This is a genomic window from Flexithrix dorotheae DSM 6795 (assembly GCF_000379765.1).
Lineage (GTDB): Bacteria > Bacteroidota > Bacteroidia > Cytophagales > Flammeovirgaceae > Flexithrix > Flexithrix dorotheae.
The window spans coordinates 28,054-54,618 of sequence record NZ_KB903465.1; the positions used below are offsets into that span (position 1 = coordinate 28,054).

Consider the following 26,565-nt stretch of genomic DNA (forward strand, 5'->3'; position numbering starts at 1 on the left):
AAAAGGCGTTTGGAAATCCAAACGCCTTTTTTTATTCCCTATTCCCTCCTTCTATTTCGTCCCTATGCAGGAATTATCAAAATTCTCAATGAGTCTATTCGGATTATTGGCCACTTCAATGAAAAACTCATCCAGATAATTCACCATTTCAGTTTTATCGCCCTCATTCAAATATTCAAATTCATGAATTAACGCATAGATTTCTTCCTTTTTATCCTCCAACATTTTCAAAGCTTCCATAAACTCGGCATTTTCTCTACAGATTCCTCTAAAAACACGCTCTCGTACAGAGGAAATTCCCAGCACAGGATCAGGTTCAGCATAACTGGCATTGACTATCCCTGAATAATCGAAGTCATAAGGAACTGCTACAGGATAAATTGCTCCTGGCTTTGTAGGCGTTAAAAGTTTAATGTTGTGTAATTCAGGTACGTACCAGTCGGTATTGCCAACCATATAATGAAATACTGACATAAAAGTCATCTCTTTTCGGGAAGTCTGGGCAGTGGCAATATTTTCCCTTTCAAAAATAGTCGTACCATTCCTTTGCGCCATGGCATCTGCATGTTCTATGATAAAACTTAATTTTGTGGTGGGTTTATGTTTCCCGCTGGTATCCTTATAGGTTACCTCTATAAGCCTTACGCGAAAGCTTTGTTCTGTGAATAAATTAAATATCTTATACACGAGATATTCCTTGAGGATATAATTTTGGTAAGCATCCTGGTTTTGGCAATGTGTAACCAGCTTTAAAGTTTTCAATTGTTGTAGTCCCGGATCTTCAAACTCAGTGTGTTTAAAATTGAGCTTAATTGGAGGGAACTTACAATGTTTTTTCCGAAATGCCCCTCTGGCTTTTAGCCGGATTTCCTTTTCCCGTATTACTCCATCATTATTGGCAATGATTTTTGCCGGTTGATATTCGTCTTTAAACTTATTTTTGATTAAAGCTTTTATATCTGTTTCGATAGTTAATTTCACCAATCCTTCCTTTTGAAAGACTGTGCTTTCCTCCTGGGAAAAAGCAAGTGAATGAGTAATGAGAAAGGCAATAAACAACAGCCCTGTTTTTGAGGGAAATAAGCTCATAATTTTCAGGTAGTTTAGGTTTATAAGAATAAAAAAATTACTACCTAAAAATAAGCATTCATTTTATTTTGTAAGCCAGACTAAATAAAATTTGAGAAATTCTGGAATTTATATCGAAAGATTCCCCATCCATTGAAAATTCATCATCAAGTCCTCCAATGTTTTCATATTTTAAATCAAATTGGACTTTTTCCTTGTCTACCCCAATCCCAATCTGAAAACCTACACTGCCATTTTTGAAAGTACGGGTAAAATTGTCATAATTATCCCAATCTGACTCGCTACTCAGAATGGAAGAAAAAACCGGCCCGGCTCCTACTCTTATGCCTATTATTTTATACCCTAACAAAATGGGAATATCCAACCGGTTAAACTTTTCCTGAATATTAATTTTTTGTTCTTGTTGGTTTTCATCCTGGGTTAATAATCGCATAGTCCCACCAGCATTGAGGGTAAAATAAACTTCAGGCCGGACAAATAAATAATCCAATCCACCCAATTCGTGGGTCCAATTGCCAAAGCCTCCTATGTGTGTACTAATTTGGGCAAAATTGGTATTTCTGGTTAATGAAACTAATTCGGTCTCATCATTTAATTTTTGATCATCTATTAAAATGCTGGAACTTCCCAGGCCTCCTTTCAATCCAAAGGAAAAAGTAGTCTGGCAAACTCCATTGGACGAGTAAACTGTTAAAAAAAGTATATTTAGTCCAAGCAACAAAAGTGTATTTTTAACTTTTTGCATTATTTTCAATTAAATTCTCTCAAAAATAAACCTGTGTAATTATCTTTTTTATTCTGGTTTTTATCAAATTTACACCAATAAATTTTAATAGAACAAATATTAAAATAATCATATTTTTCAACTGAAACTTTAAATTTTTATGAAAAAATTAATTCTATTGGTATTCTCTGCCTTTTTTGCTCTACAGGGCTTTTCCCAGGCTGAGGAAGAAATTGAACTATTAAAATATTTGCTCAACCAGGAAAGAAAAATTGTGCTTGCAGAAAATATGTACCTTTCTGAAGCGGAAGAACAGGTATTCTGGCCAATTTATGAGCAGTATGCCAGTGAAAGAGAGGGATTAAGTCAAAAAAGATTTGATCTGCTTAAAAATTACGCAGAAAAATTTGATACGATGACTGATGAGGATGCCAACAATATAATGAAAGAAATTTTCACACTACAGGGTGTTGATCTTAAATTGAGGAAAAAATACTATAAGCAAATGAATAAGCAACTACCTGCCAAGGTTGCTGCGCGTTTTTTACAAATTGACGATTATTTGAACTCAGTGGTAAAACTATCGGTAATAGACGAATTGCCTATGATTGGCGATGATAAAGTGCCTATTATTAAACTGCAGTAATGTTGTGTTTATAAAATTGATAAAAAAAGAGAGCAGTGATTTTTAAGCACTGCCCTCTTTTTTTATTTTCCAATTATCCGTTTACCTTTTCTGGCCAGGTCATTTACGTTGGATTCTACATCTTCAGCTATATGTTGGAAGGAATCTTTTCCTTTTTCCACCAGATCGTCTACAGTATGATTTAAATCCTGAATTTTTCTATTCAATTTCTTTCTGGTTCTTTTTCCCTTATCCGGGGCCATAAGTAATGCGGTTACAGCTCCTACCGCAGCACCCAAAATTACTCCTGCAAAAAATGATTCTGCTTTGTTGCTCATGATTAATTAGTTTAGATTTGATTTGAAAATGATTTAATTATTAAACCTAAAGCTTTTTGTACTTGTTAATATGAATTACTGTATTTAGAGGCAAAAGGTTTCTTTTCAACTTAGTGTTTTTTATTACAATAACAAATTTCCAATAATAATTTTCAGAAAATACTGCCTGGAAGTTTATAATAAACCTTAATTACAACTATGAAGCTTGTTTTAGCTGAGATTATAACCATTGGTGATGAAATACTTTATGGACAGATTACTGATACCAATTCCCAGTGGATAAGTGCCGAACTGGATAAGGCAGGAATTAAAACGATTAGAAAAGTATCTATTGGTGACCAGAAATCAGAAATTTTATCCGCAATTGAAGAGGCACAAACCAGAGCAGATATCATTTTAATTACCGGAGGACTGGGGCCTACCAAGGATGATATCACCAAAAAAACCTTTGCAGAATACTTTGGCGTAGAAATGTTTCAGGATAAAAGTGTGCTTGAAAATATAGAAGGCCTGTTTAAAGCAAGAGGAAGAGAAATTAATGAATTGAACCAGCAACAAGCCTTTGTTCCCAAAAATGCCAGGGTAATTATGAACCTGGTGGGAACTGCCCCGGGAATGTGGTTTGAGCAAAATGGAAAAGTGATGGTTTCCATGCCGGGAGTTCCCAGTGAGATGAAAAAGATGATGAGTGAACAAATCATTCCCTCCTTACAGGAAAAGTTTGAGACTCCATTCATCCTTCATAAAATGATCAAAACAATTGGAATTGGAGAATCGAAGCTGGCTCCAATGATTGAGCACTGGGAGGATAATTTACCTGACCACATCAAACTGGCCTATTTGCCGAGAATGGGTCAGGTAAGGCTGAGATTGACTGCTTTTGGAACTGACAAACAAAAGTTAGATATTGAAATAGGTGAGCAGATAAAAAAGGTTGTTCCTATTATCGGCAAATACATTTATGGATTCGATGAGGAGGAAGTGGAACATACCATTGGCAGACTTTTGCTTCAAAAAAAACAGACCTTAGCCACTGCAGAAAGTTGTACAGGAGGATTACTTGCTGATAAAATTACTGATATACCAGGTTGTTCCGCTTATTTTAAGGGCGGAATTGTGGCTTATAGCAATGAGGTAAAAATGTCTCAACTGGGCGTTTTGGAGGAGACTTTAAAAGCCCATGGTGCGGTGAGTGAACAAACGGCTATGGAAATGGCTAAAAATGTTAGGGAAAAATACAATGCCGATTATGGCATTTCTACCACCGGAATTGCGGGCCCTGATGGCGGAGTACCCGGAAAGCCTGTGGGAACAATTTACATTGGTTATTCCGATCAAAAGGAAACCTTTGCCAAATTACTCAATCTTACCCAGGATAGGCATATCAACATTAATTTCACTTATAATGCTATCTTAAATCTGCTAAGAAAAAAACTGATGGAAATTGATTAGATGGAAGAACGTAAATTTTCCTACCTGTAGAATATCATTAACTTTGAATTATTAAGACAACTAATCAATTTATCCAAATGAAAATATTATTTATAGGAGGAACAGGAAATATTTCGGCATCCTGTACCCGCCTTGCCATTGCCAAAGGACATGAAGTTTATTTGCTTATCAGAGGTTCTGGAAACAGGGAAATTCCCGAAGGAGCCAAAGTAATAAAAGGGGATATCAAAGACATTCCCGGGACAAAAGCAGCGATTAAAGACCATCATTTTGATGCTGTGGCTAATTTTATCGCTTTTACCCCTGAGGATATTGAAAATGATATTGAAATTTTTAATGGGAAAACCGACCAGTATATATTTATCAGTTCGGCATCCTGTTATCAGAAGCCGCTCTCCCATCCCATCGTTACAGAATCTACCCCATTGAAAAACCCTTTCTGGCAGTATTCCAGAGATAAAATTTCCTGCGAAGATTTGCTGAATAAAGTTTATAGAGAAGACGATTTCCCAATGACTATCGTCCGTCCTTCGCTTACTTATGGCACCGTAATTCCCGTGGCCATAGGCAGTTGGGAAGATTATACCATCATAGACAGAATGAAAAAGGGCAAGAAAGTAATTGTACACGGGGATGGCACTTCACTTTGGACAATTACTCATGCCGATGACTTTGCCATAGGGTTTACCGGACTTTTAGGACATCAGCAGGCCATAGGTCAGGCATTTCACATTACTTCAGATGAAATTCTCACCTGGAATCAAATTTATGAAGCTGTAGCTGCAGCTGCCGGGGTGAAACCAAATTTTGTCCATATCCCTTCTACCTTTATTGCCAAATTTGATGAATTTCAGGTAGGAAATCTTATAGGTGATAAAGCCGTGAGTGTGGTGTTTGACAATACTAAAATTAAGACCTTTGTTCCTGAATTTAATGCTACAATTACTTTTAAAAAAGGGATAAAAAGAACCGTTGACTGGTTTGAAGCCAAAGCGGAGCGAATGAAAATCGTGGAGGAAAATAATGTATTAATGGATAAAATAATTGCAGCATACGAAGCCTTGTAATACAAAAAAGAGCCTGAAGTACATTTCAGGCTCTTTTTTAATTCGGAATTAAGTAGTAATTCAAAATTAATCTTCTATTATTTTGCAATAAAAGACTAATAGAGAGATTACTATTTCTCGAAAACAATAGTTCCCAGTGTGGAGCCCCGGTGTGGAGCACCCGGAGAGGACCACTAATGCTTATCTGAAATTATTTAGCGGCAATAACTCCCTGAAATTTTTCCTTGTGGAAAAGGAATAAGAAACCAGTTGCCACTAATAAGAAAATCCCCATTGGAAGTCCTTCTGGCCCCAGAAAGGCATGGAATAAAACGATATTCACTACAATAGGAGCTATAATTACCAAACCAAGCGCCACATACCTGTTAATAATAAACAGCAACCCGGCTACTATTTCTACCAATCCAATTAATGGCATGAGATATTTACTTGCCATAAATCCCTGGAAAACAGCCAACTCTGCTGGAGGAGGCTCTGGCATGGGAATAAAATTTAAAAATTTGTTTGCACCAAAAACCAGAAAAATTACTCCAGTTAACCACCTTGCCCCGATTTCAATTTTTGATTTCATGATTTTAATATAATTTGATTGTAAATGTTTGATTTTGATTTCCATGGTATTATATCCCATGGAATATTTTTGAGTAAAATTTTTTAAACTTATATAATTCTTTTTAAGAAGCCATTGCCCTGCTTATTTAACAAATTATTTCCACAACATGGTAAGTACATATTTTTATCAAAGTAATTCATTACCCTCTTAATTTATTCAAAATACGATTTAATTCTTCCGCTTCCTTTTCTGTGATATTATCCACCATCTGGTTGGATTGAGGAAAAATCTCATCTAATTTGCTCAATAACTTTAATCCTTCGGGCATAATTTCGATAAACACTACCCTCCTGTCATGTTCACATCTCACTCTGCCAATCAGCTCCTTCTCCAGCAATTTGTCCATCAGCCTGGTAATATTTGGAGCACGCTCAACCATCCTTTCTTTTATGGTCTGCACACTTAAAGGCGTTCCTTTCGAGCCTCTTAATATCCTAAGGATATTGAATTGCTGGATTGAAATTCCAAATGGCCTCAAAATATTATTGCTTTCCGAATTGATCCAGTTGGCAGTAAATACGACATTGATTACAGCTTTATGCTTGATACTAATGAACTTACTTTTGATTTCTTCCTCAATATTAGCCATTCCTGAAGTTAATTGATGAGACAAAATTATATTCCATGGAATATAATTCCAAGGAAAATTTTATTTATTTTTTAAATTTACACAAAAAAAGCCCTGAAAGTGCTTTCAGGGCCATAATAATAAAATCTAAAATTTTTTAATTTACATTTTCAATTTTACCTGAGCCGGAAATATTACTATCTACAGTAGGATTCCCTTTGTAAAAAACATCTCCACTTCCTGCAATGCTCACATCCAGGGTTTCGGAAACTGTAACCCTTGCACTTCCCGAACCGGAAATAGAAATATCAGCTTTGGAAGAAGATAAATCAAAAGCATCCACATCACCAGAGCCTGATATTACAATCCTTTGTTTTTCAATTTCCCCTGCTACTTTGATATCGCCTGAGCCGGAAATTGAGCTTAATAATTCATTCCCGGAAACTTTGGCATCCATATTTCCAGAACCTGAAATAATCAGATCGAAATTATCACCTGAAAATTCATCCTGAAAAAACACATCCCCTGAACCACTGATGGCAGCCTTTTCCAAATCGGGAATAGTGATATAAATATCCAGATCTTCATAACTTTTCATGCAATTCCTAAACTCGATTTGCCACTCTCCATTTTTGACTTCATCCTCAATCTGATTAATCACATTTTCCTGACCTTCAATTTCTACCAATTGGGTTTCCCCTTTTTTAAGAAAAACTCGTCCGGATACCTGAAGGTTAAAACTATGGAAATCATTCAATTCTATAGTTTTAGTTATGATACTGCCACTACCTTTATCACAGTCATTTAATTCATCACAACTGGAAAATAAAAAGGGCACAGCTAATAAAAATGACACTAGTTGAAATTTCAGAACTTTTCTCATTAATATAATTATTTGATTAACAAACACTATAGTCGGAAAACAAGCCTGAAAGGTTGCATTTTGGCTTTTTTTTATCTGGCTTTAGCTAATTTTTTTTAGTCAGAGGTGGCAATTGGCTGTAATATTAAATGGAGGAATACTATATTTAAAGATTCAAAAATTATAAACCAATTACCATATTTTTAATGATGTTGAAAATGAACCGAATTTCGTGTTTTTTAATAACCGGACTTGTCAGTATAATAATGGCTTGTTCCAACAATCCACCACAAACAGCTTCAAAAGAAGTTAAGAAGGAAATTATTCCTGATTTTTTACCATTTAAAAAGATGCCTTTAAATGATTTGTCAGAATTTAAAGCGGTAGCGGGAAACTGGCAAATTGCAGGGGATGTTTATGCCGACAGGAATACTGAAAAAGCATTGGAAGTTTCCGAAGGTATAGGTGTATTAGCCAATATTCCTACCGATGAAGCCAAAGACAATATTTTCACAAATTTTGAGCATGGCGATATTGAATTGGAACTGGATGTAATGATGCCTAAAGGTTCTAATTCCGGGATTTATCTTCAAAGCAGATATGAAGTCCAGTTATTTGATAGCTGGGGGCAAAAAGAACCTCATCACAGTGATATAGGGGGAATCTATCAGCGATGGGATGACAGCAGAGGAAAAGGAAATGAAGGTTATGAAGGTCATGCCCCAAGGGTAAATGCATCCAAAACTCCCGGACTCTGGCAACATTTTAAAATCATTTTCATCGCTCCAAAATTTGATGGAAACGGAAACAAAACTGAAAATGCCAAATTTGAAAAAGTTTGGTTAAATGGAGTTTTAATTCAGGAAAATGTGGAAGTACTGGGTACTACAAGAGCAGCAGCCTTCACTGATGAAGTGGCCAAAGCTCCCTTAATGCTTCAGGGCGACCATGGACCAGTAGCTTTCCGAAATATACAATATAAATTGTACGAGGGAAAACAGGTAACCTTCAGTGAATTGGATCTTAAAGAATATGAAAGCTCAGACGACTCTATTGCTGATTTTGCTCAGCTAAAACCAATAAAAGAACTTAAGGTAGATTCGATTACCTATGCACATGGTTCTTCAGATGCCAAATATGCACTAGTTTATAAGGGTGAATTAAATATCCCTAATGATGGAGAATATTTATTCAAAATCCATTTTGGGGCTGCAGGAGGCCAGTTAATCATTGGAGATAAAATGGTTTTGGACATGCAGGGAGGTTTCTATTTCGATCAGCCCGGAATTGGGAAAACGACTTTATCAAAAGGGAGTATTCCTTTCACCCTGATCTATAACAAACCAAGCAGACAATGGAGAAAAGGCTTTGCTCTTTATGTGGAAGGACCTGGCGTAAAACAACATGCTTTACATGCCCCAAGTTCTACTAATCCCAATAAAGAGCCCGATCCCATAATGGTAGCAACAACAGAGGAACCCATAATGCAAAGGTGCTTTATGATGATAGGGGATGAAAAAAGAACCCATGTTATTGCAGTGGCCACTCCGGAGGGTATCCATTATGCATACGATCTGCAAATAGGTGCCTTATTACAAATTTGGGATGGTGAATTTTTGGATGTAACCCAAATGTGGCATGCCAGGGGTGAACCTCAATTGGGCGTACCGGCTGGAGCCAGTGTGCCCATGCACGGTGACCCTGATTTTGCTTTTCTGGAAGGAGATGCAGGGGTATGGCCGGATTCCACCCAGAATAATATAACATTCAAACAAAAAGGGTATGAATTAAATAATATTGGATTGCCTGTTTTTTCTTACCAGATTGGTGAACTTCAGGTCACCAATGAATTTATTCCCTGGGACTCAGAAAAAAGACTTACCCGAAAAATGATTCTCTCTGGTAATGCAGATGCATTTTTTAAGGTAGCAGAGGGGAAACTGATTAGTAAATTACCCGATGGGGCTTATGCCATTGATGACAAAAGTTTTTACATTGATTTCCCAACCGGAAACGGGCTGGAGCCTCAAATCAGAAAATCTGAGGGAAAAGATGAGTTGATTGTAAAAATTCCATCAGGAACAAAAGAAATCTCCTACGATATCATCTGGTAAGTCATCATATTTTAGTCCATAATGAAATTACCCACATTTTTCAATCGTAATTTCACAACTTTTAGAGAAATGAAAAAAAATAATTTTATATATAAAATCTTATTGATGGAAATAGCTCTTGCGTTTTCCTGTCAGCTCACCCAGGCTTCTTCCAGCAGCTTTTTCGCTTTTGGAGATACTACTGAAGAGGCCAAATATTACCAAATCATTACCGTACCCATTCCTAAAAATGTAGTCCTGGAAGTCGGTGGATTAGCTTTTACAGATAAAGATCAGTTGGGTGTCTCTACCAGACGTGGAGAAGTATGGCTTTTGGATAACCCCTACAGCCGAAAACCCTCCTATAAAAGATATGCACACGGCTTACACGAAGCTTTGGGGTTGGCCTGGAAAGACAAGGGGTTTTACCTGACTCAAAGAGGAGAATTAACCAGACTGGAAGATAAAAACGGAGATGGCAAAGCTGATGTGTATAAAACCATTTATTCCTGGCCGCTTTCCGGAAATTATCACGATTATTCCTACGGACCAAAATTCACTAAGGATGGTGACATGTTGGTAACCCTGAATCTATCCTGGATTGGATATGGAGAAAGCCTTTCCAAATGGAGAGGATGGTTATTAAAAATCACACCTGAAGGGGAAATGACTCCGATTGCCACCGGATTAAGATCTCCTTCCGGATTTAACCTGAATGCTGATGGAGATGTTTTTTACACAGAAAACCAGGGGGACTGGGTTGGTTCTGGAAGGATGACTCACCTGGAGGCCGGTGATTTTGCAGGTAACCCGGGTGGACTAAGATGGTCGGGAGATCCGGAATCGCCATTAAAGTTAAAACACAGTGAAGTGGCCAGAGAGTCGGGCATGACCATGTATGAATATGCCAAAATAGTTCCTGAATTAAAACCTCCGGCAGTCTGGTTTCCCCATACTATTTTAGGAATTTCCACATCTGATATCTTAATTGATGACAGAGGGGGAAAATTCGGTCCTTTTGAAGGACAAATGCTGGTAGGAGATCAGGGACATAGCAAGATTATGCGGGTGTATATGGAAAAAGTGAACGGAGTATACCAGGGTGCTGCTTTTCCATTTAGAGAAGGTTTTTCTTCAGGTATTTTGAGAATGATCTGGGGAAGTGATAACAGCATGTTTGTAGGCATGACCAGTAGAGGCTGGGCATCTACAGGAGGAGGAATGTACGGTTTACAGCGGTTGAAATGGACCGGAAAAATGCCATTCGAGATGAAAACCATTAAAGCTGAAGATGACGGATTTATAGTAGAGTTTACCAAACCTGTAGATAAAGTTACCGCTGCTAATCCTGCTTCTTATAAAATGACCTCCTTTACTTACAAATATCATTACCGGTATGGCAGCCCCATAATTGATAATCAAAAGTGTATGATTCATAAAATTGATGTGGCTGAAGATGGCCTGTCTGCCAAACTTACTGTTCACGGCATGAGATTGGGCTTTATCCACCAGCTGGAAGCACCAGGTGTTAAAGCTAAAGATGGCAGTTCATTATTGCATGACACAGGCTATTACACCCTGAATCAGGTGCCTGGAGGAGAGCTTAAATCACCGCAAATGGCAGGACAAATGAAATCTTCAGGAAAGGAAATTGTACAAGCCAAAAGAGTGAATAAAATACCTGAATCCTGGGTAGATGGACCCGAAACTACCCTGACTGTTGGAACACTTCCAGGTTTAAAGTTTGATATAGCAGAATTGGAAGTTAAAGCAGGTAGTAAAGTACAGTTGGTTTTCGAAAACAATGATGACATGCTGCACAACTTCGTGATCACCAAGCCAGGAGATGCCATTGACAAGGTTTCGAAAATGGCAGAAGGTTTAGGCCTTGATGGAGCAGATTTAAATTATGTTCCCGATACAGATTTGGTTTTATTCCACACAGGAATTATCCAACCAGAATCCACAGAAAGTATTTTCTTCGAGGCTCCAACTGAGCCGGGTGAATACCGATTCGTTTGTACTTTCCCGGGACACTCTTATGTGATGAGAGGTAAGTTTATCGTGAAATAAACCTCACTTTTAAGTATAAAAAAACTCCCAATCAAAATTTTTGGTGGGGAGTTTTTTTGTTTTGAATTATTATTCTAATTCTTTCATCAATTCTAAAATTGCCTTTTGCTCGATCATAAGAATTTGAACTTCAATTTGGCTCAAAACAGATAAACCAGCTACAACTGACCTACCTTCAAAATTTAGATGAACAAAGTCTTTTTTATTATAGCTAGGATCATTTTTAAAAATGGCATTTTCATTACCATCTAAGGTGAATTTTTCCAGTTTAGCTGAAGGAAACATTTTATTTAATTCCTCTAAATACTTTTCGATCATAAATTGAAGAATATAGCCCTTTCCATCCTTCATCCCTTTTTCTCCAATCATAAAATATGTTTGTCTTTGGATATTATTCTCATTCATTATGCTACCATCTTCCTTAAGTCCTCCTGCATCAAATATCAATTCTTCTCTAACAGTATTCACGTAACCCAAAGTACTTTCAGTAAGGGTCTTTATATTTCTAAATTTCTCGAAGAAGGCGCTATTATTTTCCTCTGCATTTTCCTCTAAACTTTTATACAATTGTACATTTGATACTTCTAGATTTGTTGAAATCGAACGGTTATTAATATCATTTATAATAAAATTATCCGAAAAATCATAAGGTTTCATACTGAAAACAATTGGGCCGGCAATAGCCAAAAGAAAAGGCATAAATAAAAACAGCATCCCAAATGTAAATCCTTTATTTCTCTCCTTATACACATAAATACCCACAAATAGCAAATAAAGTGTACAGAATAAAAGTGTACCCATTACAATCATTTCCCCACTACCCGGCCATCTGAAAAATTTAAAGAGCAGGCCTATGCCCAACATATTACTTACCAAAATGGCAAAAATAAAAGCAACAACTCTCATATAATATTAAGATGATTTTCTAAAAAAACTATTGAATTCCAAAGAACGCCACACCTACATGAAAGTTGTTTAATCTTTTATTTTGATTGATTTCTAATTCACCCACCTTTCTTAATTTCCCCATACAACCGGACAATATCTCTGTTAACCGCTCTATTTTGCCTTTTCTCCCTGGCTTCCATATGGTCATATTCGTCCATCAATTCTTCCAGTTTGCTTAAGGCTTCTTCCCTTTTTCCGGCTTCATTTAGGAACTTGGCAAACTCCATTCTATGGGGATAATTGGTAAAAGTAGAGTCCATTTCTGAAAAGACTTTTTCCGCCTTTTCCTCTTCATTTTCATAAAACAAAGACCAGGCATAAGCTATTTTTTCCTTCGATTTCGAGAATGTTTTATTCCCATTTACCTGATGGCCATAAGCCACCGATTTGCCATAATTTTCCAGCAGGTAATGTACTTTTACCAGGCGCCTCAATAAATCAGCGTTATCCGCATTAAATCCTTCCAGGCAGGACTCATAAAGGTCAGCCGCCTCCTGATACCGCCCCAATTCCAGGTATTTATCAGCCAGATTGGTTTTATTGGTGATTGTATCCGAAAACTTCACTTCTTTCTCCAGCTTCTGAACGGAATAATTGGTATTCACCACTTCCTTAAATCCTTCGGAAACTTTGGTGATATTGTGTCGATTGTAAAAATGATGATACAAATACAATCCACTTCCAATGAGAGGGAGAAAAATGATGATAAAAAACCATTTCTGGTCTGCTTTATTGGTATAGGCATGGTAAATACAAAACGCCTGGAGTATTATTGAAAGAGGGAAAAAGCCAAACATACTGCGAATTCTTTTTTAATTTCAACAATCAAATAGAAGATACCGTAAAGGTAAACCGCTGTTATTAAATAAAAAAAAACGTTTTTTTGATGGTTGGCTTTATTAATCAGGCAGAATGTATTTGAAACCAGGTTCCCTACATACTCAATTCCGTATAATAATAGATTTCCAAAAACTTTTGTGGGGAATCATTATCTTTTTTCTCTTTGTCCTGCTGAAGTTCCTTAATCACCCCGCCAAACCGCATGGTCTTTTCGGGAAATTTAAATGAGGATCTGTCATGTGCAATAAAAAACTCCTCATCGGTGGCCTTGTCCCTAAGTTTGTAAATATTGTACTGATCCATTATCGGCACCATGATAAAGGACATTGACTTTCCAGTGCTGATCGGCACCATCACAAAACCAGCAAAATCAGTTTTAGATTCAACAAATTCCGGAATACCAGTAATCACTGCATTTGAACCGGTTAAGGCTTTTTCCTTAGCCTCGGAAGGCACGAAATGCTGAGGAATATATTTTTCAAGTGATGATTTTAATTGATCAGAGAGCCTGGCGTAAACTTCTTGTCTTGCCTTTTCCTCTAAATTAATGATAGACATTTCCAGATATAAAATCATCTTTTGCCTGTCACCCAATACTCCGGCTACTTTGGCCAGTTCGGCAGCGGAAATATTTCCATCATTAGCTTTGGTAAAAATATTATAAAACCTTCCTCCATTATCCAATGCTAATAAAGCATTGCGGCTGGTTTTATAAGGCATAATCTTTCTCATTTTTTGGTTTTTAGTTCAGGTTATTGGTAGGACCTCAGTTAAAATTCTTACATAAAAGCTCAAAAATTTTATCCCGAATAATTCCCATTTATCAAAAATAAAAGGTTAATTCTTCTCAAAAAAAGCCAATAACTTCTCAAAAAAATCAGTCCTCATTTTATCTGCCTGTACGGATTTATAATAAAAAACCTTTCTGTTTCCATTATCCTTTGAAGTAGTGATTTCCACTTCCTCTACCCACTCCGGATTTAACACCGCACCAATAATACCCAAATCCCAGATAGTCCTCTCCTTTCTGGAACCATCGAGATGTTGCTCCCATCTTTCCACTAAATAATTTCCTAAAGGATGCTTATCCATTAATTTCGATTTGGTCTCCTCAAAATTGAATGTCATGGCACTGGCTACATTCACGGGAATCACATGCATTTCTACCTTAGACATCAGCATAATTTCCAAAGCCTGTACATCCATCACACAATTGAAATCATTTTTCTTTAAAATACCCTTTTCAAAATCATAGCTTGAACCCAACCAGTACAAAGCAATTTTTGACTCTATTTCAGGATCAATATATATGGCAGAAGCTACATTGGTTAATGCGCCAAGCGCAATTACAGTCAATTTTTCTCCTTCTGGGGTATTTTTTGCTTGCTTGATGATTTCATATGCCGCAGCAGAGTGGCGGGCCATATCTCCCCAGTCGAACATCCGGGCAGCTCCGCCCCTGCATCTTTTCACCTGCATCCCTAAATGTCCCAGAATCACACCATTTAACCGGTGGCTATTTTCCATGGACTCAGGAACTGTCCAGTGACTGGTTTGCCACTGGGTAGCATTGAGGGCAAGAATATCCCATGATGGCTCAATCAGTGCCCGGGAAATCGCATATAAATCATCCACCTCATTCCCGGTATCTGCATCGAGAATTATTCTTTTTTTCTGCTGGGCTGTAGCCTTATTAGTGTTAAAAGCTACTGTGAATAGGCAAATTATGGTAATAAGTAAGGCATTAAGGGTTTGCATAAGTTTAAGTATTCAAAATTTTAATATTACACCAAAGCCCCTCATAGATTGAAAAGCAAATTGGATATTTCCCAAATCTAAAAATATCTCTGTCAAATCACTTCAGACCCGGCAATTAAATCTTTGAATACTTCAATTCTCAGCTATTCCAGAAATTTTGGCTTACTTTTTCTTTTTCCCTGCCCTCTCCGCCACCTCAAAAGATTTGGCCACCCATTTCGCCAACTCCTCTTTATTTTCAATCACATCAGCAGGCACTTCCCAATAAGGCATTCCTTTCTTTTTTGTTTCAGAATAAAAGGGTTTCATTCCTCTTGCTTCATAATCAGCCTGATTGGTTTCATCCACTTTTAGTCTAAATACATCGTCACCGATTTTGCCGAACATTAATCCTCCATGGAATAGTCCGACTCCACCAAACATTCTTTTGATCTCCACCTCCCCAACTCCCTCCAACTGATCTTTGATATAATTTAAATAATCTTCACTTACAGGCATAGCACTTTTCTTTTGTTCCAAAATCAAATTACAAATTTTTGATTCAAAAACTAAAAAGGGGAAATGGTAATTTTAAGTAGTAACTTAAAATTAATCGTGTATTATTTTGCCCTAAAATACTGACAGAAAGATTACTTTGTCTCAGAAATAATAGTACCCGGTGTGGAGTACCCGGTATGGAGTACCCGGTGTGGAGCACTGGTGCTTAGTTATCCGCTTTTTTCAAACCAAAATCATATCTGCCATTGATCATTCGCTTTAATATTCCGATTTGCCCACAATGCCACATGGTGTGTTTGATGTTCCAGTCTAGTGCTTCAAATTTGGTATTGGCAATGGGATGAGGCACTTCTGTGTGATGTAAGCTGGATTTCAAATCAGTTTCTGAAAGGCTATTTATTTCCTCTAATGATCTTTTTTGCATGAACAAAAACTGGCTTTTTAAGACATCAGGTTTTACCTTTCCCACAATATTTTGGGGATATCCTCTGGTAAAATACAGATCGTACTCTTTTAAAGGAATCTGTTTGATAATATCCATTTGATGTCCGGAAATCACCATAATAGCATGAAAATAAAAGCTCATTAATAAATGTCCCGTTTGCCAGGTCAGGTTTGTTTCCAGGCCTTCTGGTGTAAAATTCCATTTCTCTTCGGGAATAGTTTCAATTAATTTATTGGCCCACTGATATGCATCTTCTGTTTGACTGGCTAAAAGTTTTACCGTATTCATAGTTTTGGATTTTAGTTGAACAAAATTCAAAACTAGAATTTCCTCAAGCCAAATTTCTTGACCTAAATCAATAAACTAATCCCGGCTGATTTTCTTTCTGATCCGGCTGATGGTTTCTGGTTTTACCCGAAGATAGGAAGCGGCACAATACTGGGGAATTCGTTGCATTAAATCTTTCCTTTCCCCAATCAATTTCAGATACCTTTCCTGAGCATTGTCCAACAGAAATGATTTAACTCTTTCATGTCCATTTAAAAACAAATTTTCGTTAATGAGTCGGGCCATACTTTCTACAAAAGGATATTCCATTCCGATTTTTTCCAATCCTTCCCGGTGCGCCACATAAACAACAGTATCTTCAATACATCTGATTTCTTTTTCTGAGGGAGATTGGGTAAGAAAGCTAAAATAATTAGTGACAAATCCGGGCTCATAGGCAAATTCATCAATAATATCCTCCCCATCTTTTTGATAGGCACAAATCATCAAACCCTGCTCAATCAGACCAACCTTATTGCAAACCTTCCCCAATGACACAAAAACTTCATTCTTTTTCAGCTCCATCCGGGTAAAAACAGACAGGAAAATATCAGCTTCTTTTTCCTCCAGCAGAAATGTGGAAATGAGGTAATTTTTAATTTTATTCAATTTTTGGGAGTAATTTTTTTAATCAATAATGCTTTGTTTCCTTAAAGCATAAGGAGCCATTGCAGGATGTTTAATTTCCATCCATCCACTAAGCATAATATTTTTATATGCAGTTAGCATTTGTTCTGCAGCTTCCTTATACGGTACTCTTCCCACACCGGTACATAGACTGGGAACTACGATATTTCTAATATTTTCATTTCCCTTTTTATTTAACCGGATCAATTCAACCAAAATAGCCCGCATAGCTAAATAAGCATTGAGTGTACCCTTTACATTTCCGGGAATTCTCATTGTTGGAGCAACAATAATATTTGGAAATTGGAGACTATCCATTTTTAAGGTAATAGCCTGACCAACTGGAAGTTCTCCTAGATAGTCTTCGTTGATCTTAGTTTGTAATTGCTTTTGAGCTTTGCCTTTATAAAAATCATCAATTATTTTATCTAACCCTCCACTCATATCACCAAAACTATTTGCCGGACTAACAATTGCATCAGCCCATATATTCAATATATTACCCTGCATCACTTCAACTTCTTCAATTTCAGAAAAAGCTTCAGCCAATGTTTCCGCAATTTCTAAATTTTGATCACACAAAGTAATTCTAAAGTCATTTGCCCTTAGAGAATCGCCAAAGGCTTTAAGCTTTTTATTCTTCATTTTAGATATTTTACCAATAAAGCGAGTAAACATCTCTAATTAATATTTTTTAATAATCCTCTACTAAAATGAAATACCATACCCAAAAATCCCTGCCCCTTCGGCTATTATTGGCTTAATTTGCTGCACTTCCTGGGTGGTCAGATTTTCTTTCCAGCGCGAAATTCTTACGTTATGGTCCTTTCTGGAATATGCTCTGGAAGTTTTAGCTTCAATAAATTTTTCATTATTGGTGTTCTGGACACGATTCGCCCAATCAGCTAAGGCCTTCTCATTTGCCTTCGAATCCAAACCTATATCCCTGGCGATGGATTGAGCAAACTTTAAGGGTTCATTTAGCATATCCTCAAAATGGACCACTTTAACCATATCTTTTACCTGACTATAACCTACTGTGTTGAGGTAATTCCAATGATGAGCACATTGCTCCAGTACAGGTCGGGAAAGCCAGTTTTGCCAGTCCGCAGGCCTTGGGTGGTGTCCCCAGTTTTTGGATATACCAATTCTCAAAGAGCAAATCGCATCTAACGGATGCCTGACAATCCAATACAACTGTCTCGGTGCTGGAAAGGCATTCTTAAAATCATCTAGTGGAAAAGACAGGCCAGGAGTGGAAATAAATCCGGGACTTTCATTGGGTACCTTTATGGCAATGGGCTGGCTGTAATCAAAGTTTTTTAAATCCTGGTAAGGTGGTTCACTGTAGTAAGTAAATTGGGGGATATGTTCAAACAGTTCTCCAAATATTGAGGTACCACTTCTTCCGCATCCCAGTACCATTACATTGCTTATCTTTTCTAACATAACATTTTTATTGGTCTAAAATCTTCTTCTTCCTCCACCGGAAGGCCTGCTTCTCGGTACTGTACGCTGACGCTGGTAGTTATTATAATTATTAGTGCCTCTGTATCTATTATTATAATCCCTATTCATATTGGAAGGAGGATTTGAAGGCCTGGTGGAAGGGCTGGTCTGAGGTTTTGTTCTATTTTGATTTCCCTGATTGGGTCGGGTGGATGGCTGGGTACTTTTTCGATTATAATTTGATTTCGGTTGCCAGTTTCCCTTATTATCCCTTTGGTAAACATTTCCATTCCTATCGGAATATACATTATTCGGCCTTTGAGAAGGACGGGCCTTTAAAGCATTTCCTGAGGCGGTATGATTTACTCTTCCGGTCGATTTCACACCATTATTTCTGTTTCTGTAAACATTACGGTAAGCCTGTCTCTGCCCTGCCCTATATCCTGCTCTGTATCCATGATGATACCCATGCCTGTATCCGTGGTGATAGCCATGATAATAACCATGTCGGTAACCATATCTATAACCGCATGGTCCCCACCATCCGTAATAAGGTCGGTGCCATCCTGCGCTAAACCACCCATAGCTGAATCCAAAAGAAAATCCCCAGCCAGTCCAGGGGTTATAGTGTACACTAAAACCATAAGTAACTGGTCTTGGGTAATAATAGGTACTGTACCATGGCGGATAATAATAACCCGTTCCGTATACCACCACTCCCCCATACATATAAGACCAGGTATATCCGGGTAAATAGCCCACATAAACCACACTTGGGGTATAATCATATACATAAACATACTTCACATTATAAGCAGGGGAGCTTGGCGGGATATCATCCACTTCATCTGGCCGGATAACACTTACTTCCCAGGGGCCAGTAGCCTTGTCGGATACAAACCAAATTCCATCATCCACTACATAGTATTTCTTTTCAATTAACAACACCGTTTTATCTGCATTTACTGCAGAGGAAACTTTTGTGCCATCTATTTTCTTAAACTCAGGGTTCCCATCATACTGCACTTCTACTGTGGCTGTTTTCCGGTCAACTGTTGCGGTTTGTGGAATACTTTGGCCCAGCATGGCATCTTTAGCTTCTTCTGTTCCTGGCACACTGGTACGGACATCGGCAATATCGGACTCAACCGGAATTTTTTGAAATTCCTCCGGCAAATCGGTGGGTTCTTTAAACTTCCAATCACCATCCTGCAACGTTTTGGAGCTGTACCACCTCCCGGCTAACAAAATGTAATGTTCCTGGGAATCGATATGCATAATAATATCACTCTCAGAATTGGTAACATATAGTAGAGACGTTCCCTGAATGGGTGCATAGGAGGGGTCTCCATCTGAAAGGATTAATTCTGCAGGAACTGTTGAAACAATAATTTCCGGAGCTTCTTTCAGTTCCAGCATGGCCGAGTCCACCACATTATCATCTTCGGGAATGGCATCTTTCGCCAATTTTTCCAAATCCCTGGAAACTTGGCCTGTTTCCTTCCAGCCTTTCGTAATTTCCTTTGATGTCCACCAGAATTTACCTCCTTTTAGGTAGTAATCATCTTTTTTGTCCTTTACCAGAAAAAATGGGGTATTTACCACATAATCAAATTCCGAATTTTCTACATTTTTTAATATAGGTTCACCATCAATATAAATCAAAACAGTTGCATTTGTCCGGAAATAAATTTCTGGCGGGTCATTCTGGAAACTATCGGCAAACTGTTTATCCTGGGCCACACTTTCCAGACTTGCCGTAATTCTATCAAGTGACATTTCAAGTTCTGCACTTTCAAACTTTTTTTTCAGGAATTCACTTAATCGCTGCACTTCCTCTTCATCAAGATCAGCAAACTTGGTTTGGTCCACTGTAAATTCCTCCAATCGGGCTGTTCTGGTTTCGATATCGGTGGCTAACCTGGCTTTAAACCAAAAAGCGCCAAACATCATCTCTTCTTCGGGAGGCTTTATGGATAAGGCCATTCTGCCACTCAGAATATTCTTTTCAAATGTCTCCAGCTGAGGCTGATATAGTGTTATGGTGCCCACTTTGGTAGATATCTCCCGGGGCCAGGTTAGTTCTTTTTCATTTTCCTGCCCGGAAGCAAAATGGCCAAACAAAACCAAAGCGGGTAAAATGATATAATAATAAAAAATATATTTTTTCATCTAATTAAATTCAGATTATTAATCTTCTGGTTTTGAAATTAAACCAAGATATATTGTTTACAAAAGAATCTGTGAAGTTTCATTCATATTTATAAATATTCCCTTTCACGCCCATAAAATTCCCTTCTACTTCTTTGCATTATTTTCCTGGTACCTATCCCATCATCTTTGGATCATACAAAAACAAAAAACAAAACCTAAATTATAAAAATCATGAAAGCATTGAAATTATCCATATTATTTGCACTTCTTTTAGGATTCACCGACATTTTCGCACAAGAGCAAAAAATAGCGTATGTGGATATAGATCAGGTTTTACAAGCAATGCCTGATTTGGAGGCACAAAAAGCCAGACTTGAAACATTCTCTAAACAATACGAAAGCATTTTAAAGGAAAAAGAGCAGGAACTTGAAGTGATGGTTCAGGAATTTGAACAAAATGCAGAAAACTGGACAAGTGCCCAGATTGATAAAAAAAGACAAGAAATTATAGATTATGGCACTCTGCTTCAGGAATATGAGCAAAAGGCAAAAATGGATCTTATAGTGAAGCTGGAGGAATTGGAGCAGGCCTATTTAATAAAAATTCAACAGGCTGTAAATGAAATATCAATAGCCGAAGGATATTCCATGGTGATTCCAAAAGGTGCTGTACTGTACAGCAATGGGGAAAATGACATTACACCTATGGTAATTGGCAGAATTCAACAACAGAATGGCTTGTCCATGCAGTAAAATATTTTTCAGGCGTACATGTTAACTAATATCAGTTTAACAAAAAATAGCCCGTAACTAATAGCTACGGGCTAAATCACTTGGTTCAAAAATAAATCAAATCTTAAGTGGGAGGGGAATTTGTAAGGAAAATCCCTCACCCATGAAATGCAGATACAAATGGGGGGTTGGTTCTAGCCAACTCTTCCCGCTTAATCTACATTATCGTGTAAAAATTTGTTATCTCCCAGAATCTCATTGTTTTCATCCAATCTGAATCTGGAAACATTCGATTCCGAAGAATGAGGTAAAATATTCAGTTGAACACCTTTTCTCATATAAGCCGGAGTTTCCTGTTTGTTTTTCAATTCATCGTTTGACATTTCACCAACCGACTTCAATTTTTCCAGTCTCTCTCTTCTAGCTTGATATTGAGCTTCTAACCTTTTTTTTTTCTCCTCTTCGGTCTCTTCATGCACTATTTCATAATTTCCTTCCAGCTCAAAAACAATTTTATCCTGCTGAGCTTTTTTCTTGAGTAACATTTCTAAATCATCATCCTCCTCTTCGTCCTGCTTATCAAAAAAATCCTCTTTACTGTTTCTCACCTGCATCTTTAGTTTATTAGATTCCAGGTCAAAAACTTTTTTGGTATCTTTTTGCTCATCTTCATCAAAACCCGTAGCAATTATGGTCACGTTAATCGATTTTCCAAGTGACTCATCATTTGCCTGACCGAAAATGATTTCAGCATCTTCCCCAGCCTGCTCCTGCACATATTCTGTGATTTCTTCCAATTCATCCATTTGGAAATCGTCCTCATCCCCTACTACAATACTTAGCAGGATATACTTCGCTCCATAAATATTGGTGTTATTCAACAATGGACTGGTAATGGCTCCTTCAGCAGCTCTTCTGGCCCTGTTTTCTCCTTCAGTAGTAGCTGATCCCATTACGGCTGCACCAGAATCTTTCATTACTGTTCTTACGTCCTCAAAATCCACGTTAATATTACCGGCAACAGTGATGATTTCGGCAATAGATTTAGAACCTCTGCTCAATACATTATCTGCCTGAGAGAAAGCTTCTTTCATGGTTGATTTTCCATAAACTTCCCTCAGTTTATCATTCAGAATTACCAATACAGTATCACAATGCTGTTTCAATTCCTCAATTCCGGTATCTGCCCTTCTGGCTTTAGGTTTTCCTTCAAAACCAAATGGCCGGGTAACGATGGCTACCGTTAGGATTCCAAGATCTTTTGCCACTTCGGCAATTACGGGAGCAGCACCAGTACCGGTTCCACCACCCATACCAGCAGTAATGAACACCATTTTGGTACCATCCTCCAACATTTTCCTGATTTCCTCTTTGCTTTCCACAGCAGCATTCTTCCCTACGTCCGGATTGGCTCCTGCACCAAGTCCTTCAGTAAGTTTAGAACCGATCTGCATTTTATTATTTACAGGGCTGCACTCCAGTGCCTGCTTATCGGTGTTGCATACATAAAAATCAACACCTTGAATCCCCTGCTTGTACATATGGTTTACGGCATTGCTTCCGCCACCACCTACTCCAATTACTTTTATAATATTGCCTTCTGCTGAAGGACTGATCGAAAATTCGTAACTTGTATCTGACATTTTTAAATATTTTATTGATTAATAATAAGATCTCTTTTAATAGTTGGTCATTTATTTAGTGTTAGGGGAAATCATTAATAAGCTGATTTATCATCAAAATCATCTATTAACAATTCCTTGGTCTTTTTGAGAATGTTTCCAAAGAAGTCACCTCCACCACCTGATGAAGCTTTAGCACTGTGTTTCAACCCACCTACTAATCCTCTGTCTTTCTCTGTTTCGTCATTTCTTAAACCAGCCAGCACTAAACCAATAGCTGTAGAATATAGTGGATTTTTAATTTCCTCAATAAAGCTCTTTCCAAGGTGCTCATTCGGATAACCCACTCTGGCATCCAGGCCAGTTTTGTATTCAAACAGCTGTTTCAAATTCTTGAGCATGGAACCACCACCAGTGATTACAATTCCACCTGCCAGTTTATTCTGGTATCCCGATCGCTCAATTTCCAACATGATCAGATCAATAATCTCTTCCATTCTGGCTTCGATTATATAAGCCAGGTTTTTAATGGAAATCTCTTTTGGAGGCCGGTTTCTTAAGCCGGGAATGGATACAACCTCATTCTCATTGGCTTCTTCAGCCAGTGCCTTTCCAAATTTTACTTTAAGCTGTTCTGCCTGATTTTGCATTACCGAACATCCTTGTTTGATGTCGCTTGTAATAATATTTCCTCCGAAAGGAATGACAGCAGTATGTCTTATGGTTCCGTCATAGAAAATGGCCACATCTGTTGTACCACCTCCAATATCCACCAGAACAATTCCTGCTTCTTTTTCTTCTTCACTCAAGACTGAAATACTCGATGCCAACGGTTCAAGTATCATATTGTCAATATCAAGTGATGCTTTTTCCACACACTTTTTGATATTTCGGATCGCATTGGTGTGGGCGGTAATGATATGAAAATCTGCTTCCAGTTTCACACCCGACATCCCAACAGGATCTTTTATATTTTCTTCAAAATCTACAGTGTACTGTTGAGGCATTACATGGATAATTTCTGCACCGGGTTCTGTTACAATTCGGTACATATCATTGGTTAGCCTGTTTACATCGTCCTGGGTAATTTCATCATCATTCGACTTTCTGGTAATGCTGCCATGGTGTTCAGTGCTTTTGATATGCTTTCCGGCAATACCCACATTCACTACATTGATATTAATTTTGGAAGATTCAGCAGCATCTTTAATGGCCTGGTTGATCCCTGCAACTGTCTTCCCGATATTCCTGACAGTTCCCTCTTTCACCCCGTCCGAGATCGCTTTGCCCAAACCTAAAATTTCCAATTTGCCGAATTCATTCAGCCTGCCTACAATGGCACAAATTTTCGTTGTTCCGATATCAACCCCAACAACTATTTTTTCTTCTTGCATGACATTAACTATTAAAAATGATTTGTTTTTGTAACCAAGCCGTACACTTGATTTGTTAATTAGTTGATTGTTTGTTTACAGTCATATCACCTTACCGACAGACTATTTGCCCGTTATATTGTAACTTAACCAATTTATATTCTCCCCAACCTTTTTTGGGAACAATTTCATTGTAAAATATTTCCATCTTATTCAGTTTGGCTTCATAATTTTCAGCCGATCCAAACTCAAAAACCTGTATTCCTACCTGAGGATAAAGTTTAATTTCCAGCTCCTCATCAAAATCCAACTGCGCCACCTGAGCCTTCCAGAATTCATCGTAATTCAGATGTTTGATAAATTTGCAAATCTTCTTCCCGTAATAGGAATTCAAAAATTCATTACTCATCAAACTATCCGCTCCACTTCCCGTCACCAACATCACTCTTGCCGCATAATTATCTGAAAGGTCAAGCAATTGATTCGATTCATTGATATAAGCGCCTTCCCCATTATCGGTCATAATCCGGGCAATCGGTTTATGCTGTTCTATATCAATAATGATGTTTCCTTTCAAATCTCTGGAAACCTGAGCATCCAATACAAAATCAATTGACTTTAATGCATTTTCAATGGTTTTCAGGTCAATACTTTTCAATCTGTTGGAGGTGGGATGTTTTACTTTCAAGTCTTCAATAATCTTTTCCACATCCTCCGTACTCACAAAATAATTCCCATTTTTATCGTCAATATTGATGACGATATTTTCATTGGAAAAAGAATAGAATTTCACCCCAATGAAACTTACCAATACCAGCAGTAATACTACTCCCAGCATTATATTTAAGGTTGAGTTAAGTTTGAATTTCTTCATTCCAATATCTTTTTAAAAGGTCCAACAAACCTGTCAATATCTCCTGCACCGATGGTCAGTAAAACCTCCGGATTAAGGGCTTTAATTTTATCCTCTAAATCCTCCTCTTTCACAAGCCACTTATCTTTTACTTTTATTTTATCCAAAATAATCTGAGAAGTTACTCCTTCAATAGGCAGCTCTCTGGCCGGGTATATATCCATCAACACTACCTGATCTGCCAGAGAAAGTTTTTCACCAAAATCTGTGGCAAAATCCCGGGTTCTGGAAAAAAGATGCGGTTGAAAAACAGCTGTAATTTTTCTTTTTGGATACAGTGATTTCACCGATCTCAGCAAAGCCTCCACCTCAGTTGGATGGTGGGCATAATCATCTATAAATATTTTATTCTTTTCATTAATGATGTACTCAAACCTTCTTTTTACTCCGGAATAAGTGGCCACTGCTGCTTTAATCTCATCTGGCTTTAGGCCAACACTTAAACAAGTAGAAATTGCGGCAGCCATATTTTCCACATTATGATATCCCGGAATATTCAGTTTGATATCATAAATAGTATCCATAGAATCGCTTTCCGAAGTAGAACTAAGGTCAAAAACAAAACTGGAACCCTCTATCCTGATATTTTCTGCACAATAATCACCTGTTTCTATGCCATAAGTTTTAATACTTATCTTATCTTCCAGCCCTTTCAATAGTTTTTTACCCACTCCCATATTGATGAACAATTGCCCCTCTTCCTTCAATTGCCCAAGAAACTGCACGAAAGATTCTTTTAGATTCTCCTCATCGCCATAAATATCCAAATGGTCTGGTTCTATGGCAGTCACGATAGCAATATCCGGATTTAAAGTCAGGAATGACCTGTCGTATTCATCCGCCTCCACCACCAGAATATTATTTTCTTCATCCGACTCATTCAGTAATAAATTGGAATCAAAATTTTTGGCAATTCCTCCTAAAAATGCAGAACAAGTCTGCCCGGTTTCCTTAAGAATATGTGCCAGCATGGAAGAAGTTGTTGTTTTCCCATGTGTTCCGGCTACAGCAATGCAAAAATTCTCTTTGGAAATTAATCCTAACACTGCTGACCTTTTCATCACCCAATACCCATTATCCATAAAGTAATTCAGTTCTTTATGATCCTTGGGAACTGCTGGAGTATATATGACTAAAGTTTCATCTTTTGCACTTTTTATATCATCCGTAATCAGATCAGGATCATCTTTGTAATGAATCTGAATTCCTTCTGTCCCTAAAGTATTTGTTAGAGGGGTTTCAGTTTTATCATAACCACTTACCAGCTTACCATGAGCAGCAAACCAGCGGGCAAGAGCACTCATCCCGATGCCACCGACACCGACAAGAAATACATGTGTTATGTTGTGAAGTTCTTTTTCCATCGCCAAATGGA

At 37.7% G+C, this 26,565-nt stretch carries 26 protein-coding genes; 6 read left to right on the forward strand and 20 right to left on the reverse strand.

Annotated features, from left to right (window positions below; genetic code table 11):
• Positions 1-51 precede the first annotated feature (51 nt).
• On the reverse strand, positions 52-1,089 hold the full coding sequence (locus A3EM_RS43805) for a hypothetical protein (RefSeq protein ID WP_020531347.1): 1,038 nt from the start codon (positions 1,087-1,089) through the stop codon (positions 52-54).
• A gap of 58 nt (positions 1,090-1,147) precedes the next feature.
• Positions 1,148-1,834, reverse strand: coding sequence for a hypothetical protein (locus A3EM_RS0126900; RefSeq protein ID WP_020531348.1), 687 nt, complete (start codon positions 1,832-1,834; stop codon positions 1,148-1,150).
• 139 nt (positions 1,835-1,973) lie between these two features.
• Here A3EM_RS0126900 and A3EM_RS0126905 point away from each other — a divergent pair, with 139 nt between their 5' ends.
• On the forward strand, positions 1,974-2,459 hold the full coding sequence (locus A3EM_RS0126905; RefSeq protein WP_020531349.1) for a hypothetical protein: 486 nt from the start codon (positions 1,974-1,976) through the stop codon (positions 2,457-2,459).
• A 62-nt stretch (positions 2,460-2,521) separates the two neighbouring features.
• Here the strand turns inward: A3EM_RS0126905 and A3EM_RS0126910 are convergent, their stop codons facing one another.
• A complete protein-coding gene (locus tag A3EM_RS0126910) occupies positions 2,522-2,776 on the reverse strand; it encodes a YtxH domain-containing protein (protein ID WP_020531350.1) in 255 nt (84 codons plus the stop codon).
• Positions 2,777-2,974: 198 nt separating this feature from the next.
• On the opposite strand from A3EM_RS0126910, the gene A3EM_RS0126915 reads away from it, so the two are divergent.
• Together A3EM_RS0126915 and A3EM_RS0126920 are read left to right on the forward strand one after the other, a co-directional pair.
• Positions 2,975-4,228 (forward strand): competence/damage-inducible protein A, encoded by a 1,254-nt coding sequence (locus tag A3EM_RS0126915; RefSeq protein ID WP_020531351.1) that lies wholly within the window; start codon positions 2,975-2,977, stop codon positions 4,226-4,228.
• Between the two features lie 77 nt (positions 4,229-4,305).
• Complete coding sequence (locus A3EM_RS0126920; RefSeq protein ID WP_020531352.1) at positions 4,306-5,295, forward strand: SDR family oxidoreductase; 990 nt, start codon at positions 4,306-4,308, stop codon at positions 5,293-5,295.
• Positions 5,296-5,485: 190 nt separating this feature from the next.
• On the opposite strand, the gene A3EM_RS0126925 is transcribed toward A3EM_RS0126920, so the two are convergent.
• The 3 genes from A3EM_RS0126925 to A3EM_RS0126940 form a co-directional block, all read right to left on the reverse strand.
• A complete protein-coding gene (locus A3EM_RS0126925; RefSeq protein ID WP_044240024.1) occupies positions 5,486-5,866 on the reverse strand; it encodes a DoxX family membrane protein in 381 nt (126 codons plus the stop codon).
• Between the two features lie 181 nt (positions 5,867-6,047).
• The gene (locus tag A3EM_RS0126930) at positions 6,048-6,497 is read right to left on the reverse strand and encodes a MarR family winged helix-turn-helix transcriptional regulator (RefSeq protein WP_020531354.1); all 450 of its coding nucleotides are present in this window, start codon (positions 6,495-6,497) and stop codon (positions 6,048-6,050) included.
• 136 nt (positions 6,498-6,633) lie between these two features.
• On the reverse strand, positions 6,634-7,332 hold the full coding sequence (locus A3EM_RS0126940) for a head GIN domain-containing protein (RefSeq protein ID WP_169513411.1): 699 nt from the start codon (positions 7,330-7,332) through the stop codon (positions 6,634-6,636).
• 224 nt (positions 7,333-7,556) lie between these two features.
• Between A3EM_RS0126940 and A3EM_RS43810 the strand changes: the two genes are divergently transcribed.
• Both A3EM_RS43810 and A3EM_RS0126950 read left to right on the forward strand, forming a co-directional pair.
• Positions 7,557-9,452 (forward strand): 3-keto-disaccharide hydrolase, encoded by a 1,896-nt coding sequence (locus A3EM_RS43810; RefSeq protein ID WP_157638109.1) that lies wholly within the window; start codon positions 7,557-7,559, stop codon positions 9,450-9,452.
• Positions 9,453-9,521: 69 nt separating this feature from the next.
• Positions 9,522-11,504 (forward strand): plastocyanin/azurin family copper-binding protein, encoded by a 1,983-nt coding sequence (locus tag A3EM_RS0126950; protein ID WP_245576562.1) that lies wholly within the window; start codon positions 9,522-9,524, stop codon positions 11,502-11,504.
• 69 nt (positions 11,505-11,573) lie between these two features.
• Here A3EM_RS0126950 and A3EM_RS0126955 read toward each other — a convergent pair whose 3' ends face one another.
• From A3EM_RS0126955 to A3EM_RS43815, 10 genes are all read right to left on the reverse strand, one after another.
• A complete protein-coding gene (locus A3EM_RS0126955) occupies positions 11,574-12,410 on the reverse strand; it encodes a hypothetical protein (protein WP_020531359.1) in 837 nt (278 codons plus the stop codon).
• A 98-nt stretch (positions 12,411-12,508) separates the two neighbouring features.
• On the reverse strand, positions 12,509-13,249 hold the full coding sequence (locus tag A3EM_RS0126960; protein ID WP_020531360.1) for a hypothetical protein: 741 nt from the start codon (positions 13,247-13,249) through the stop codon (positions 12,509-12,511).
• 136 nt (positions 13,250-13,385) lie between these two features.
• Positions 13,386-14,024: a hypothetical protein gene (locus tag A3EM_RS47165; protein ID WP_044239966.1), complete on the reverse strand. Its 639-nt coding sequence runs from the start codon at positions 14,022-14,024 to the stop codon at positions 13,386-13,388.
• Between the two features lie 105 nt (positions 14,025-14,129).
• Positions 14,130-15,050: a nucleoside hydrolase gene (locus tag A3EM_RS0126970; protein WP_020531362.1), complete on the reverse strand. Its 921-nt coding sequence runs from the start codon at positions 15,048-15,050 to the stop codon at positions 14,130-14,132.
• Positions 15,051-15,212: 162 nt separating this feature from the next.
• The gene (locus A3EM_RS0126975; protein WP_211212020.1) at positions 15,213-15,569 is read right to left on the reverse strand and encodes a TfoX/Sxy family protein; all 357 of its coding nucleotides are present in this window, start codon (positions 15,567-15,569) and stop codon (positions 15,213-15,215) included.
• A gap of 184 nt (positions 15,570-15,753) precedes the next feature.
• Entirely contained in the window at positions 15,754-16,281 is a 528-nt protein-coding gene (locus tag A3EM_RS0126980) for a DinB family protein (protein ID WP_020531364.1), read from the reverse strand.
• 75 nt (positions 16,282-16,356) lie between these two features.
• Positions 16,357-16,929, reverse strand: coding sequence for a Crp/Fnr family transcriptional regulator (locus tag A3EM_RS0126985; RefSeq protein WP_020531365.1), 573 nt, complete (start codon positions 16,927-16,929; stop codon positions 16,357-16,359).
• Between the two features lie 18 nt (positions 16,930-16,947).
• Entirely contained in the window at positions 16,948-17,592 is a 645-nt protein-coding gene (locus A3EM_RS0126990) for a macro domain-containing protein (protein ID WP_044240033.1), read from the reverse strand.
• A gap of 63 nt (positions 17,593-17,655) precedes the next feature.
• Complete coding sequence (locus A3EM_RS0126995; RefSeq protein ID WP_020531367.1) at positions 17,656-18,396, reverse strand: sulfotransferase family protein; 741 nt, start codon at positions 18,394-18,396, stop codon at positions 17,656-17,658.
• Between the two features lie 15 nt (positions 18,397-18,411).
• Positions 18,412-20,568: a hypothetical protein gene (locus A3EM_RS43815; protein ID WP_020531368.1), complete on the reverse strand. Its 2,157-nt coding sequence runs from the start codon at positions 20,566-20,568 to the stop codon at positions 18,412-18,414.
• Between the two features lie 213 nt (positions 20,569-20,781).
• Here A3EM_RS43815 and A3EM_RS0127005 point away from each other — a divergent pair, with 213 nt between their 5' ends.
• Entirely contained in the window at positions 20,782-21,303 is a 522-nt protein-coding gene (locus tag A3EM_RS0127005) for an OmpH/Skp family outer membrane protein (protein ID WP_020531369.1), read from the forward strand.
• Positions 21,304-21,494: 191 nt separating this feature from the next.
• On the opposite strand, the gene ftsZ is transcribed toward A3EM_RS0127005, so the two are convergent.
• The 4 genes from ftsZ to murC all read right to left on the reverse strand — a co-directional run bounded on the left by ftsZ (position 21,495) and on the right by murC (position 26,554).
• Positions 21,495-22,925: a cell division protein FtsZ gene (gene ftsZ / locus A3EM_RS0127010; RefSeq protein WP_020531370.1), complete on the reverse strand. Its 1,431-nt coding sequence runs from the start codon at positions 22,923-22,925 to the stop codon at positions 21,495-21,497.
• Positions 22,926-22,999: 74 nt separating this feature from the next.
• The gene (ftsA, locus tag A3EM_RS0127015) at positions 23,000-24,298 is read right to left on the reverse strand and encodes a cell division protein FtsA (protein WP_020531371.1); all 1,299 of its coding nucleotides are present in this window, start codon (positions 24,296-24,298) and stop codon (positions 23,000-23,002) included.
• A gap of 91 nt (positions 24,299-24,389) precedes the next feature.
• Complete coding sequence (locus tag A3EM_RS0127020; RefSeq protein WP_020531372.1) at positions 24,390-25,151, reverse strand: cell division protein FtsQ/DivIB; 762 nt, start codon at positions 25,149-25,151, stop codon at positions 24,390-24,392.
• Positions 25,148-26,554 carry a UDP-N-acetylmuramate--L-alanine ligase gene (murC, locus tag A3EM_RS0127025; RefSeq protein ID WP_026210630.1) on the reverse strand — a complete coding sequence of 469 codons (1,407 nt, stop codon included), beginning with the start codon at positions 26,552-26,554 and terminating at the stop codon, positions 25,148-25,150. The genes A3EM_RS0127020 and murC overlap by 4 nt, the downstream gene beginning before the upstream one ends.
• Between the last annotated feature and the right edge of the window lie 11 nt (positions 26,555-26,565).

What these genes read in the sequence shown, in the direction of transcription:
- A3EM_RS43805 (WP_020531347.1), bottom strand. Translation starts at nt 1,089, where the DNA reads ATGAGCTTATTTCCCTCAAAAACAGGGCTGTTGTTTATTGCCTTTCTC.
- A3EM_RS0126900 (WP_020531348.1), bottom strand. Translation starts at nt 1,834, where the DNA reads ATGCAAAAAGTTAAAAATACACTTTTGTTGCTTGGACTAAATATACTT.
- A3EM_RS0126905 (WP_020531349.1), top strand. Translation starts at nt 1,974, where the DNA reads ATGAAAAAATTAATTCTATTGGTATTCTCTGCCTTTTTTGCTCTACAG.
- A3EM_RS0126910 (WP_020531350.1), bottom strand. Translation starts at nt 2,776, where the DNA reads ATGAGCAACAAAGCAGAATCATTTTTTGCAGGAGTAATTTTGGGTGCT.
- A3EM_RS0126915 (WP_020531351.1), top strand. Translation starts at nt 2,975, where the DNA reads ATGAAGCTTGTTTTAGCTGAGATTATAACCATTGGTGATGAAATACTT.
- A3EM_RS0126920 (WP_020531352.1), top strand. Translation starts at nt 4,306, where the DNA reads ATGAAAATATTATTTATAGGAGGAACAGGAAATATTTCGGCATCCTGT.
- A3EM_RS0126925 (WP_044240024.1), bottom strand. Translation starts at nt 5,866, where the DNA reads ATGAAATCAAAAATTGAAATCGGGGCAAGGTGGTTAACTGGAGTAATT.
- A3EM_RS0126930 (WP_020531354.1), bottom strand. Translation starts at nt 6,497, where the DNA reads ATGGCTAATATTGAGGAAGAAATCAAAAGTAAGTTCATTAGTATCAAG.
- A3EM_RS43810 (WP_157638109.1), top strand. Translation starts at nt 7,557, where the DNA reads ATGAACCGAATTTCGTGTTTTTTAATAACCGGACTTGTCAGTATAATA.
- A3EM_RS0126950 (WP_245576562.1), top strand. Translation starts at nt 9,522, where the DNA reads ATGAAAAAAAATAATTTTATATATAAAATCTTATTGATGGAAATAGCT.
- A3EM_RS0126955 (WP_020531359.1), bottom strand. Translation starts at nt 12,410, where the DNA reads ATGAGAGTTGTTGCTTTTATTTTTGCCATTTTGGTAAGTAATATGTTG.
- A3EM_RS0126960 (WP_020531360.1), bottom strand. Translation starts at nt 13,249, where the DNA reads ATGTTTGGCTTTTTCCCTCTTTCAATAATACTCCAGGCGTTTTGTATT.
- A3EM_RS47165 (WP_044239966.1), bottom strand. Translation starts at nt 14,024, where the DNA reads ATGAGAAAGATTATGCCTTATAAAACCAGCCGCAATGCTTTATTAGCA.
- A3EM_RS0126970 (WP_020531362.1), bottom strand. Translation starts at nt 15,050, where the DNA reads ATGCAAACCCTTAATGCCTTACTTATTACCATAATTTGCCTATTCACA.
- A3EM_RS0126980 (WP_020531364.1), bottom strand. Translation starts at nt 16,281, where the DNA reads ATGAATACGGTAAAACTTTTAGCCAGTCAAACAGAAGATGCATATCAG.
- A3EM_RS0126990 (WP_044240033.1), bottom strand. Translation starts at nt 17,592, where the DNA reads ATGAAGAATAAAAAGCTTAAAGCCTTTGGCGATTCTCTAAGGGCAAAT.
- A3EM_RS0126995 (WP_020531367.1), bottom strand. Translation starts at nt 18,396, where the DNA reads ATGTTAGAAAAGATAAGCAATGTAATGGTACTGGGATGCGGAAGAAGT.
- A3EM_RS43815 (WP_020531368.1), bottom strand. Translation starts at nt 20,568, where the DNA reads ATGAAAAAATATATTTTTTATTATTATATCATTTTACCCGCTTTGGTT.
- A3EM_RS0127005 (WP_020531369.1), top strand. Translation starts at nt 20,782, where the DNA reads ATGAAAGCATTGAAATTATCCATATTATTTGCACTTCTTTTAGGATTC.
- ftsZ (WP_020531370.1), bottom strand. Translation starts at nt 22,925, where the DNA reads ATGTCAGATACAAGTTACGAATTTTCGATCAGTCCTTCAGCAGAAGGC.
- ftsA (WP_020531371.1), bottom strand. Translation starts at nt 24,298, where the DNA reads ATGCAAGAAGAAAAAATAGTTGTTGGGGTTGATATCGGAACAACGAAA.
- A3EM_RS0127020 (WP_020531372.1), bottom strand. Translation starts at nt 25,151, where the DNA reads ATGAAGAAATTCAAACTTAACTCAACCTTAAATATAATGCTGGGAGTA.
- murC (WP_026210630.1), bottom strand. Translation starts at nt 26,554, where the DNA reads ATGGAAAAAGAACTTCACAACATAACACATGTATTTCTTGTCGGTGTC.